Below are 12,122 nucleotides of genomic sequence, written 5' to 3' on the forward strand. Positions count from 1 at the left end.
AATAGAAAACTTCCATAAAAAATAAAGGTAATTTATGGAAGTTTTGTTAATAAACTTTTTCTTTTATTACCTTACAAATGCATTGGCCATTCCACCATCTACATTAATAATATTTCCTGTAGATTTATCTAAAATACCAACTAGAGAAAACACTCCATTAGCAATATCGTCTGGCGTAATAATTTCGTTTAATAAGTTTCTTTTGGCGTAAAATGCTGGTAATTCTTCAACAGTAATTCCGTTTGCCTTTGCTCTACCTTCTGCCCAAGCACCTTCCCAAATTTTGCTTCCTACAATAACTCCATCAGGATTTACTGTATTTACTCTAATTTTATCTTTACCTAATTCTGCAGCTAACAAACGTACCATGTGTTGTTGTGCTGCTTTTGATGTTCCATAAGCTACGTTGTTTGGTCCTGCAACCAATCCGTTTTTACTAGCAATAGAAATAAAATCTCCACCTAAATTTTGCTTGCGCATAATTTCTACAGATTGTTTAGCCAAATCAAATTGACCTTTTACTAAAATATTTTGTAAAATATTCCAATCCTTATCTGTTGTATCCTCTAAAGCTTTAGAAATTGCTAAACCTGCACTATGTACAATAATATCTACACCACCAAACTCTAAACAAGCAGCTTTATAAGCAGATGCAATAGAATCTGTATTGGTTACATCACAAATTGCATAGGTTGCTACATCTCTTTTGTAGGTAGCATTTGCTTCAATTAAACTAGCTTCGTTAATGTCTGTTAACACAACATTTGCTCCTTCAGCAGCAAGTTTATCTGCAATTGCTTTACCAATTCCACCTCCAGCACCAGTTACAACTGCTATTTTACGTGATAATGGTAATTCTTTTGGCATACGTTGTAATTTAGCCTCTTCTAATAGCCAATACTCAATATCAAAAGCTTCTTGTCTTGGTAAAGATGTGTAAGCAGAAATTGCCTCTGCACCTCTCATTACATTAATTGCATTAATATAAAACTCGTTGGCAACTCTTGTTGTTTGTTTGTTTTTAGCAAAACTAAACATACCAACTCCAGGATAAATTATAATTACTGGATTTGAATCTCTAATTGCTGGACTATTGTCTTTTTTACAAGTATTATAATAATCTACATATTCTTGTCTATAAGCAGCAAAAGCTGGCTCTAATTCTTTTCTGATAGCTTCTGTATCAGATAAATCTTGATTTTTATCTAATTTTAAAACTAAAGGTTGAATTTTCGTTCTTAAGAAATGATCTGGACATGAAGTTCCCATTGGCGCTAAACGCTCTAAATCATTACTATTAATATATTCCATTACAACATCTGTATCAGAAAAATGCCCAATCATTCTATTTTCAGAAGAACATAATCCTCTTAATAATGGCATTAATTGTGCTGCTTTTTCTTTACGTTCTGCTGCTGGTAAGCTTTCTACTTTTTGTCCACCAAAAACCTGACCATTTTCTTTGATTTTTTTCTCAATATATTCAGAAGCCATTTCTATAACTTCTAAACTATTCATGTAAGATTCGTAAGAGGTATCTCCCCATGTAAATAAACCGTGAGAACCTAAAACGATTCCCCTAATTCCTGGATTGTCTGCCAAACATTGCTCTAATTGTAAACCTAAATCGAAACCTGGTTTTTGCCAAGGAACCCAACCCATTGTATCTCCCCAAATTTCTTTGGTTACCTTTTCGCTATCTTTTGCTGCGGCAACTGCAATTAATGCATCTGGATGTAAATGATCTATATGCGCAAATGGCAATAATCCATGTAAAGGTGTATCAATAGAAGGTGCTTTACTGTCTAAATCGTAAATACAATGGTTAAATAAACCAACCATTCTATCTTCATCATGCAAACCTTTGTACACTTTTTTTAAGTCACGTAATCTACTTGTGTATAAACCAGCAATACCTGCTCTATCTAAAGTTCCAATATCACCACCAGAACCTTTTACCCACATTACTTCAACATCTTCATTTGTTAAAGGATCTTTTTCTATGGTTTTACAACTTGTGTTTCCACCACCATAATTAGTAATTCTTAAGTCTGCACCTAAAATATTAGATCGATATAAAAATAATGCTACTTGATCATCTCCTAAAGCATCTGCTTTTTCTTGATCCCATAAATAATCTACGTACTTAAATGTTTTTGTGTTAGTTTCCATAAGAATTGTTAAAGTATTATAAAGCGAATTTATTATTAGAACAAACAATTTGTATCCTGTACTATGTGGTTGCTATTTATTTTTTAATAAAATAGTAGAATGAAATAAGTTTCTACTTGGTTATTCTTTTAAAATCTATTAATTTGCTTCTAATAATAATTATTCGCTTATTTGCGAATTAAATAACTTTTATATCATATATGTTCAGCTTTATTTCTATTGATGAAAATTCTAGGATTCCAAAATACCAACAAATTGTAAATGAAATTATAGCAAATATTTCTAATGGTAATTTAACTATAGATCAAAAAATACCTTCTATAAATAAATTTAGCGAAGAATTTTATCTTTCTAGAGATACTGTAGAAAAAGCATATAATATTTTAAAAGAACGTAATATTATATCTTCAATAAAAGGGAAAGGATATTATATTACACGAACTAAATTAATATCTAAAGTTAATATTTTATTTTTAATTAATAAGTTAAGTTCTTATAAATTAAGAATTTATAATTCTTTTATAGATAATATTGGAGCAAATTCTCATACAGATTTGCACATCTATCATTGTGATGAATCTTTGTTTTTAAATTTAATTGCCAAAAACAAATCTGCATATGATTATTACGTTATAATGCCACACTTTATAACTGAGCAATTAACCCATATTAGTTACACAGATGAAGTTTTAAAATCTTTGAAGAAAATACCAAAAGAAAAACTAGTTATTTTAGATAATCTAAAAGAAGGTATGGAAGGTGGTGCTGTAGAGATTTTTCAAGATTTTGAAAATGATATATACAACGCCTTAAACGAAGCGTATCCAAAGATTAAAAAATATGAAAATCTAATGCTGTTTTACCCAAGAAAAACAGTTTACCCTTATCCTAAGAGAATACTACATGGTTTTAGAAAATTTTGTGTAGAGCATGACATAAAATTTGAAATTCTAGAAGAAGTTTATGAAGATATTATTATTAAAAAGGGAGATTTATTTGTCACCATTGAAGAGTCTGATTTGGTAAACTTGGTAAAACAAATAAGAGAAGATGAATTTATTTTAGGTGAAGAGGTTGGTGTAATATCTTATAATGATACGCCATTAAAAGAACTTTTAGGAATAACAGTAATTTCTACTGATTTTAAAGTCATGGGTGAAACTGCAGCAAAAATGATTGTTGAAAAGAAAAAAGGGCAATTTAAAGTGCCTTTTAACTTTATTGATAGAAAGTCTTTATAATTTATCTTTCTGGGAAATAATAATCAAACCATTGTTTTTCACTTTCTCTAGTTTTAAAGTTTATTCCTTTAATTTTTAGAGTTTCAGACCATTTTATAAGTTTGTTTTTTAATCTTTCTGCAATTTTGGGATGTTTTTTAATGAGATTATTTTGCTCGTGTTCTTTTGTAGTGACATTAAATAAAAATTCTCTTTCACCAAACTTTAAATACTTATAATTGCCTTCTCTTATAGCAGATTGAGACCAAAATCTCCAAAATAAAGAAGTATGAGGTTCTCCTTTTTTTTCACCTGTTAAAAAAGGAATTAAATCTACACCGTCTAAATTCTCATCTTTAGCTAAACCAGCAACAGAAATGGCTGTTGCAGCAGCATCTAAAGAAATTACTTGCTTGTCATAAACTTTTCCTTTTGGTAAAACTGCTGGCCAGTTCACAATAAAAGGCACTCTTATTCCTCCTTCAGAGAGCATTCCTTTTTCGCCAACAAAAGGCGTATTTAAAGAACCATCCCAAGCACCACCTTTAAAAGAAATGGGTTTGTCTTCTTTGTAAATTTTTAAAGGAGCACCATTGTCACTTATAAAAAATATAAGTGTGTTTTTATCAATTTTTAAATCTTTTAAAGTTTGTTTTATTTCTCCAACACCATCATCTATTGCAGACAACATCGCTAAAGCATGTTTTCTTCTTTCTGGCATTTTATCTGGAAATCTATCCAAGTATTTTTTAGTAGCTTCTAATGGAACATGAGGAGCAAAATACGGAAGATAAAAAAAGAAAGGTTTTTCTTTATTTTTTTTGATAAAAGTAACTGCAGCTTGTGTTTGAATTTCTAAACGATACCCTTTTTCTTTTACTATTTTGGGCTGTATTTTAGCTCCATTCTCTAATGTATAATTTGCGTTATAGGTATTAATATAACCTTCAAACGCATAATCGAAACCTCTATTAAAACTAGCATAAGGAAGTTTTAATTTTTGTGGAATACGTATTTTTCTTTTTTCTGTTTGATTGTATTCTGGCAGATGTTTTTTTATCCATTCTAAAGAACCAGGATTAGGATCTAAATGCCATTTACCAGCCATTCCTGTTGTGTAACCTGCTTTTTGTAATCTTTGTGAAATTAGAATTTCTTCTAAAGGAAGTGGAATTGTTCCATTTTGATCTAATCCAAATTTTTGTTGATACCTTCCTGTAAGTAAACCTGCTCTAGAAGGAATACATTGTGGTGCAGTAATATAACCAGAAGTCATTCTTACGCCATTTTTAGCCAACAAATCTATATTTGGTGTTTTGATATCTTCTACAGCACCATTTACACCAATATCTGCATAACCATGATCATCTGTAAAAATGATAATAATATTTGGTTTTTTTTGAGCAAAAAGACTCGAACATGCAAATAGAAACAGTAGTAGTTTTATCTTCATAATTGTTGGTATCAAAAAAGCCTTGAAATTTTCAAGGCTTTTTTGATTAGTATCTAGATTTTTAAAAACCAGTTCCAGGAGCTTCTGGACTTTGTGCTTGCGCTTTTTGTGGGTTTAAAATCATATAGGTTCCTAATGCAGTTAAAGCTGCATATTTACCATAATTTCCTATTTTTTTAATTGCTTCTTTACGAGAAATTTCTGGTTTGTTTGTATTGTTGTTTTTCATCTTGAATCTATTTTAATTCTCGTTATTATTCTAAAATTATTTTTTTGCTTAAACTTCCTGTTTCAGTTTGAAGTTTTACAAGATAAATTCCAGCAGTTAAATCTGGTAAAGAAATATCTTTTGTTCCATTTGCATTAAAAGTGGTATTCACGATTTGCTTGCCTAAAACATTGTACAATTGAAAAGTAGTTTTACCTTCCTCTAATCCTGCTATTCTAACTGTAGAATTAAGAGTTTTGTAGATTGAGATAGAGTTTAGTAAAACATTATCTGTACTTAAAACACTAGAGGCACTTGTATGCATGTAAAATCTTCCTGTTCCATTTTGTTTTGTGTCTAACACAACAGTATGGTTAGATGAAGTATCTAGTAAAGTGTAAGTTTTTGCAACTCTATCTTCTAAGTATACTTGTATTCCGCTTGGTAAATTTTGTACGTCTGCTTTAAAAGTAATTTCTTTTCCTGCGTCTGCGATAACACCAACAGGAACTATCATACTCTCATAATTGGAATCTGGCAATGCTTGTCTCTCAAAACTAATACCTGTATTATCTTCTAATATCTCTGTATAGACACTAAAGTTTGAAGATATTCCTGTAAACAGTCCAATATCATTACCAGGATCTAAGCCTAATTTATTATTCGAGTTGTAACTAACTTCTGTTTGTCTTGTTTTATTTCCGTCAAAAATTGATAAGCTAATTTTTGGAGCATTGCTTTTGTAAAACGTTACACCAGTTTGGTGACTTTGTAAAGATTCTGCAAATACAAAATTGCCTGCAGTAGAGTTTGCTGCGTTTACAAAGAATCCTTGTCCAGGAGCAATATAATCTGTACCAGCCAAAGAGGTATACAAACCGTTTCCTGAGTCTAAAGAAGAGTCCCAAACATATACAGTTTGAAAAGCACCACTTAAGCTACTAGTGTTATTTGCAACTAACTCAGAAACTCTTATGTAAGAAGGAAAAGGATTTCCAGATAAATTCCAATTATTGGCACTTTGATTTATTGTAGTAGTTACATCTGCATCTGGAAAAGAACCTATAAACGCATAAATTTCTTCATCTTTTGCAGATTCATAAGAAACTTTTCTTGTTGAAAAACCTTCTCCTGAATTAAATGTTTCAGCAGGAGAACCTGCTTGAAAATATGTCCAATCTCCATCTGCGTCTGTTGTATTATCATATAATGAAATAGCTCTATTTGCTGCTGTACCAGTTCCAATATAGTTTATCTCAATCCAATCATTATCGTAAGTTTCTCCAGAAACAGGAGAAGATAATAAATGCCATTCAAGAGGTGCTCCAGTTGGATCTGTAGTAATAGTATTATAAGTAAAATTTCCTGAAATTGTTATTGTACTTTTTGCGATTAAACTTGCTCCATCATAAACAGAAACATTATTTGCTGTAAATGTTCCATTAACAGTTAATGATGCATTTTCTTGAACAATAATATTATTGGCAGATATTGCTCCTGAAGCTACAGGGTCATTAGCTGTTCCATCATCTATAATAACGTCATTAGACCCAGAAGGTACTCCACTAGGGCTCCAGTTTGATGCTGTATCCCAGTCTGATGTTGTACCTAACCAAGTTTTTGTAGTGGCAGTTGTAGATCTTGCAGCCTCAACTCCAAAATCCATAATTGTTTTTATTTGTTCTGCACTTAAAAGTTCTGAAGTGATTAAAAAATCATCCATATCTCCTAAAATTGCTTGTCCAGTTTGACCTGCTTTTTGCGTTCCAAGGACTAAAGCCTCTTGAGCATTTCTAGGAGATGTTGTATATGTTTGCTGAGTGTCTAAAACTCCATTTATATAGTAGCTCCAACTTTTTGCAGTTACATCATGGACAACAGCGACATGATACCAACGCTCTTTATTAACTCTAGTATTTGAATATATTTCTGAACCTGGAATAGAAGTTACAAATTCATTAGCTAAAGAAGATGAATTACTTCTAAAACGTAATTGAGGTTGTCCATCATCAGCAGTTCCAGCAGCAGCTCCATTATTCATATCAAATATTGTTGTAATTTGACTAGCTGCTAAATTTTCGCTATTATCAATTCTTACCCACAAAGCGATACTTACATCATTAGATGTATTGTACACTGTATTTCCAGAACTTTCGTAAGAAGAATTATTAAAAACCCCATACTGCCCGAATTTACCCTCAGTTGAGCTATAAGAAATAGGCGTTGTTGCTGAACCTGTAGTTTGTTGTGCGAATGTAAAATTACCTTTTGCATCTACTAAATCACCCTCAAAATCTAGGTACATTAAAATATTTGCATCATTAATTGTTTGAGCATTTACAAAATGAAAACTAAATGTAAACACCATCAGTAAAAGTATTTTTCTCATCATAATTGTATAATAAAATTATTAATTAGTTAATTATCAGAACCTTAATATAATTTAAAAAAGTCTATTTTCAAATATAGAAATATGAGTAGTTCTTACTATCCTGCTCTATCTTGTTGGTAGATTTTAGAAATATTAAAACCATAAAGAACAGGACAGTTGTTTTTTATAAATGGCTTATGTTTATCTTCCAAACAAATCAACTAAAATGAAAAATTTTTGTCTTTTATTATTTTCTATCATCTTTATTTTTTCTTGTAAAAAGCAAGAAGTTAAAAAACCGAATATCATTTTTATTTTGGCAGATGATTATGGTATTGTAGATACGCAAGCATATGCTGCTAAATTCTTAAATACTTCAATTGATAGCACTTTTTATGAAACACCAAATATTAACAAATTAATGAATGAGGGTGTCTCTTTTTCACAAGCGTATGCGAATCAATTGTGTTCGCCAACAAGAGCGAGTATTTTAACGGGGAAATATGCTGCAAGAGTCGGTTTTACTACAGCAATGCCTCATAGAAATACCTATTACAATCAAAATTTAGAGATACCAGAAGGTTATTATGCTAATGATGTTTTAGAGCATAAAGACAATATTTTAATAGAACAACCTCATATAAACGGAACTTCTAATTCTGCTGTTCCTACAGGAAAACATGCACAAACTAATTTAGATGAATTGTCTATAGCAGAAGCTCTAAAAGATTATGAATCTGCCTTTATTGGTAAATGGCATATTGGTGGTTTTGGCGCAAAGGGTTTTCAACCTAAAGACAATGGATTTAAAACATTAGCTTATTTTGATGGTGGAGGTTCTACTTATTTCAACTGGGTAAATGGTTGGAACCAAAAAACAAAAGCGCGTTTTCCTAAAATGCCACAAGAAGAGTGGGAAATAGGTGATGCTGGAAATGTAACAGGAGAAAAATATTTAACAGACGATTTAACCATTCAAGCTCTAAATTATATCGAAGAAAAGGCAAAAAACAAAAACAAACCTTTCTTTTTATATTTTTCTCATTTTGCAGTTCATTCTCCTTATCAAGGCAAAAAAGACGAAATTGATTATTTCAATTCAAAAAAAACAAGAGGTTTTAACGGACAAGACAATGCTATTTATGCTTCTATGATTAAAAGTATGGACAGATCTGTAGGCAAAATTTTAGACAAATTAAAAGAGACTGGAATTGAAGAAAATACTTTAGTTGTTTTTATGTCTGACAATGGAGGAATTGATGGTGAAATTACTCCAGATGGAAATGGAACTGAAAATTATCCTTTTTTAGGTGGAAAAGCATGTTTAACAGAAGGTGGAATTAGAGTGCCACTTGTATTTCGTTGGAAAGGAAAAATTGAAGGTGGAAAATGGGTAGATACTGCTGTAGATTGTTCAGATATTTTTCCTACTATTTTAGAAGCTGCTGGTTATGATGCTAAGCAAATTGTTACTGAAAATAATTTGGATGGTGAGAGTGTCATAGGATTACTATCAGATATTAAAAACGAAAGTAAGACCTATAAAAAAGACGCCCATTATTGGCATTACCCTTTTAATGTTATTTATAAAAGTCCTTACGATGGTCATGCGTTAACACCCCACTCAGCAATAAGAAAAGGAAATTTTAAATTGATTTTTGATTGGTATGGACGTTTGCATTTGTACGATATAGAAAAAGATCCTTTTGAGAAAAACGATTTATATACTACAAACAAAGACCAAGGAGATGCTTTGTTTAAAGATTTGGTTACTTGGTTAGAGGAAAATGTAGACAAACGTTATTGGCCAAAATTAAATCCTGATTATAATCCTGAAAAGGAAGTTAGAGATGTTCCTTTTAAAGATTTGATTGGTCAAAATGAATAAAAAAAAGAGAAGCTAAATGGCTTCCCTTTTTTCTTATAATTAGTTTATCTCCAATTTCTTTCCTTTTAAACCACCATTTTGTTTGCCAATATTTTCTGGTTTGTATCTGGTTGGGTCAAACTTTGGATTTGGTATGGGTACAATTGCTTTGGTATCTTTTAGATGTTTTTCAATTAACTTATCTAATTCAGCTACTTTTTTTGGATATGTTTTTGCTAAATTGTTATGTTCACTAATGTCCCATTTAAGGTTGTACAATAAATAATCGTGTTTAAAATTGTTTCCCTGGTGGAATAAGCGAATTAATTTCCAATCGTCTGAATGTACAGAAATAGAAGTTGGTAACCAATCTGGAACTCCTGGTTGATGTGGAAAATAAGTATATATCCCATCTCTTTTTATATCTTTCCCTTTCAAAGTTTCTGTAATATCTATACCATCTACAGGATGATTTTTTGGCATTTTTAAACCTGCTAAACTTAGTAATGTTGGATAAAAATCTGTTGATTGTATTAGAGCATCATTGGTAGTTCCTGGTGGAGTAATTCCTGGATAAGAAATAATAGTTGGTACTCTAACGCCGCCCTCAAACATGGTTGCTTTTCCTCCTCTTAAAGGTCTATTACTTGTTGGTGGAGCAAAATATTTTTCGCCATTTGGCAAAACATCTGTTACGCCATTATACATGTTTCCTCCATTATCACTAGTAAAAACGATTATAGTGTTTTTACTCAAGCCTAATCTATCTAATTCGTCTAACAAACGACCAATAGCATCATCCATAGAATGTACCATTGCTGCATAAGTTACAGAATGTTGTTCATCAGACAAATCTACTTTTGTTCTATAATATTTTTTTAATGTTTCTTTAGCATCAAAAGGAGCATGAACAGAAAATTGCCAATAATTCATAAAAAAAGGCTTGGTTTTATCAATATTGCGCAACCAAGAAACAGCTTCATCTGCCATTCTATCTTCTATATGTTCTTTTGCATATTTTTCTTTGAAATTTTTATATTTCCAAGGAGCAACAAAGCTTCCAGCAGGACCTGGACCTGCAAAATGAGGAATATCTACATTAAAACCATGCTGAAGAGGTGAGTATGGGTCTGTACCCAAATGCCATTTGCCAAAATGTGCAGTTTGATAACCAGCATTTTTAAACTGTTTTCCTAAAGTTGGTAATTTGTTATCTAATCTGGTAACAGATTCTAAAATAACAGACTTATTTGCAGGACCAGTTCCAGTATTTAAAGAGGCTTTAAGTTTTACTTTTCCTAAATGTGCAGTGGGCGCAGTAATACCTGTTCTTGCAGGTGTTTGTCCTGTTAAAATACTTGCTCTTGTTGGTGAACAAAGTGGGCTTGCAGCATACGCTCTTGTATAAGTGATGCCTCTTGCTGCTAGTCTTTCTAAATTGGGGGTTTCATACAATTTTGTTTTTCCATAAAGAGTAACATCGCTCCAACCTAAATCATCAGCTAAAATAAAAACTACATTTGGAGGTGATTCTTTTTGTGCATTTATAGTTAATGTTGTTGTGCAAAAAAAAAGTATGAATAGTATTTTTTTCATGTTTATTTGTTTACTGCTTTAAATTGCGTTTCCAAAGGAACTCCATAAATAGACTCTAAATCTTTTACCGATTTTTTATAAAATTTTGTTTCTGGAGGTAGTACAACAGTTTTCCAGAATTCTGGATGATAATCTACTTCATAATCTCCAATGTCTTTTCTGTCGTAAATTGGATTTTTTACCTCAAACTTTTTTCTATCTTTTTCTATCTTTAGAACTATAGCTTCATGTCTGTAAGAACTTTGTATGTTTTTATTTTTAATATTTAATAATTTTTGTTTTTGAGCAGTTATTGGTGTTCTAAATCTCGCTTCTCTGTTGTGATAGCTTAATACCAATTTTCCTTCGTCATTTTTTTTATAAATGTAAGTAGCTGTTAGTCCCGCAAATTTTGATGCGAATCTAGAAACATCAACTTTATAAATACCATAGGTGTCTAAGCCTATATAAAACTTTATCCAATTTTGAGATTTATGTGTTTTTTGATTTTTTTTTGTTCCTTGTATTACCAAAACATCTTCTCCATCATAGGAGGTGTCACTAATTCTCTCCCAATCATAATCTTTCACATAAATGTCTTGTCGTAAAGGATTTACTTGTGCCATAATATGAATGGCATGTACAGGTTGTTTTTTAAAAGCAAATCTGTAGTCTGCAGATTTTCTGACTTCAGCCAAACCAACTTCATCAAAACGAATATCAGATGGTCCATAATCGATAACATTTAACAGATGCTCTACCAAAAAGCGCGTTTTGCCATTTTCTACAGAAGATCTTCTGTATAATATATCCATTTGATGTTTGTCGCTTAATGTGGTTTTTTTTAGTTTTTTGAGAGCTTTTTTTACAATGTCATCTGTCTTTTCTAAAACAATAGCATCTAATGTTACTACATTTTCAACTAGTGTAATTTTTTTAGTTTTTGAGTCTATATAATCTTGAATTTTTACACGATAGGTTTTAAAACCAATGGTTGAGATTTCTAAAGTATCAGAAAGATTGTCTGCTGACAATTTTAAGTAAAAACCTCCATCATCATTTGTTGCGGTTCCTATTTGTTTAGAAGGAATACCAACAGCTGCATAGGGTATTGGGTTTTCAGATTCGTCAACAACTACACCTTCTATTTCTATATTTTTCTGCCCAAAAAAATTTGTGCTCGCAATAAGAAATAGTATTATTAAGTAGCTTTTTGAAAGAGATATTTTTAAGTTCAAAATAATGTTTGTTTTTAA

8 protein-coding genes are annotated in these 12,122 nt (G+C 31.2%); 2 read left to right on the forward strand and 6 right to left on the reverse strand.

Features of this window, described 5'->3' with window-relative positions; genetic code table 11:
* Positions 1-66: 66 nt before the first annotated feature.
* Positions 67-2,172 carry a bifunctional aldolase/short-chain dehydrogenase gene (locus FDT66_RS07580; protein WP_138535565.1) on the reverse strand — a complete coding sequence of 702 codons (2,106 nt, stop codon included), beginning with the start codon at positions 2,170-2,172 and terminating at the stop codon, positions 67-69.
* A 200-nt stretch (positions 2,173-2,372) separates the two neighbouring features.
* On the opposite strand from FDT66_RS07580, the gene FDT66_RS07585 reads away from it, so the two are divergent.
* Complete coding sequence (locus FDT66_RS07585) at positions 2,373-3,413, forward strand: GntR family transcriptional regulator (protein WP_138535566.1); 1,041 nt, start codon at positions 2,373-2,375, stop codon at positions 3,411-3,413.
* A gap of 1 nt (position 3,414) precedes the next feature.
* Here FDT66_RS07585 and FDT66_RS07590 read toward each other — a convergent pair whose 3' ends face one another.
* The 3 genes from FDT66_RS07590 to FDT66_RS07595 all read right to left on the reverse strand — a co-directional run bounded on the left by FDT66_RS07590 (position 3,415) and on the right by FDT66_RS07595 (position 7,445).
* Entirely contained in the window at positions 3,415-4,845 is a 1,431-nt protein-coding gene (locus tag FDT66_RS07590) for a sulfatase family protein (protein WP_138535567.1), read from the reverse strand.
* A 61-nt stretch (positions 4,846-4,906) separates the two neighbouring features.
* A complete protein-coding gene (locus FDT66_RS14020; RefSeq protein ID WP_171032341.1) occupies positions 4,907-5,074 on the reverse strand; it encodes a hypothetical protein in 168 nt (55 codons plus the stop codon).
* 25 nt (positions 5,075-5,099) lie between these two features.
* On the reverse strand, positions 5,100-7,445 hold the full coding sequence (locus tag FDT66_RS07595; RefSeq protein ID WP_138535568.1) for a T9SS type A sorting domain-containing protein: 2,346 nt from the start codon (positions 7,443-7,445) through the stop codon (positions 5,100-5,102).
* 205 nt (positions 7,446-7,650) lie between these two features.
* On the opposite strand from FDT66_RS07595, the gene FDT66_RS07600 reads away from it, so the two are divergent.
* Entirely contained in the window at positions 7,651-9,312 is a 1,662-nt protein-coding gene (locus FDT66_RS07600) for a sulfatase (protein WP_138535569.1), read from the forward strand.
* 39 nt (positions 9,313-9,351) lie between these two features.
* Here the strand turns inward: FDT66_RS07600 and FDT66_RS07605 are convergent, their stop codons facing one another.
* Positions 9,352-10,887 carry a sulfatase gene (locus FDT66_RS07605; RefSeq protein WP_138535570.1) on the reverse strand — a complete coding sequence of 512 codons (1,536 nt, stop codon included), beginning with the start codon at positions 10,885-10,887 and terminating at the stop codon, positions 9,352-9,354.
* A 2-nt stretch (positions 10,888-10,889) separates the two neighbouring features.
* Positions 10,890-12,104, reverse strand: coding sequence for a carboxypeptidase-like regulatory domain-containing protein (locus FDT66_RS07610; RefSeq protein ID WP_171032342.1), 1,215 nt, complete (start codon positions 12,102-12,104; stop codon positions 10,890-10,892).
* Positions 12,105-12,122: the final 18 nt, after the last annotated feature.

Origin of the sequence: Polaribacter aestuariivivens, from assembly GCF_005885675.1 — a bacterium.
Classification (GTDB): domain Bacteria; phylum Bacteroidota; class Bacteroidia; order Flavobacteriales; family Flavobacteriaceae; genus Polaribacter; species Polaribacter aestuariivivens.